Source organism: Paenibacillus sp. LPE1-1-1.1 (assembly GCF_040676435.1).
Classification (GTDB): domain Bacteria; phylum Bacillota; class Bacilli; order Paenibacillales; family Paenibacillaceae; genus Pristimantibacillus.
In genome coordinates, this window is sequence record NZ_JBEGHY010000013.1 from 1 (window position 1) to 524 (window position 524).

Below are 524 nucleotides of genomic sequence, written 5' to 3' on the forward strand. Positions count from 1 at the left end.
ATCCAGGTATTGCGCAATAACGTGACAGGACTTGCCAAAGCAGCTAAAGCTTTCAAAGTGCCAACCGTTCTGACTACTGTTGCCGCAGAGTCGTTCAGCGGACCGATTTTTCCGGAAATCCAAGCGGTTTTCCCAGAGCAGCAGCCAATTGACCGCACAACGATGAATGCTTGGGAAGATCAACAAGTTGTTGATAAAGTGAACAGCTATGGTAATAAAAAGCTTGTCGTTTCTGGTCTATGGACAGAGGTTTGCGACTTATCAGCTGTGCTTTCCGCGATCGATCAAGGATATGAAGTATACATCGTAACCGATACTTCAGGCGGAGTCACAAAAGAAGCGCACGATATGGCCATTGAGCGCATGATTCAAGCGGGCGCCGCACCCATTACTTGGGAACAGTACCTACTGGAACTGCAACGCGACTGGGCACGTTCCGAAACGTACAAAGCGACAACAGATATTGCTAAAGAACACGGCGGCGCATACGGTCTAGGTATTATTTACTCGCAAGAAATGTTCGG

The 524-nt window shown here is 48.1% G+C and carries 1 protein-coding gene; it reads left to right on the plus strand.

Annotated elements, in window-relative coordinates; translation table 11 throughout:
* Positions 1-524 (plus strand): hydrolase (locus tag MRBLPE1_RS16765; RefSeq protein WP_364147382.1); only part of this gene is annotated, 524 nt, incomplete at both ends.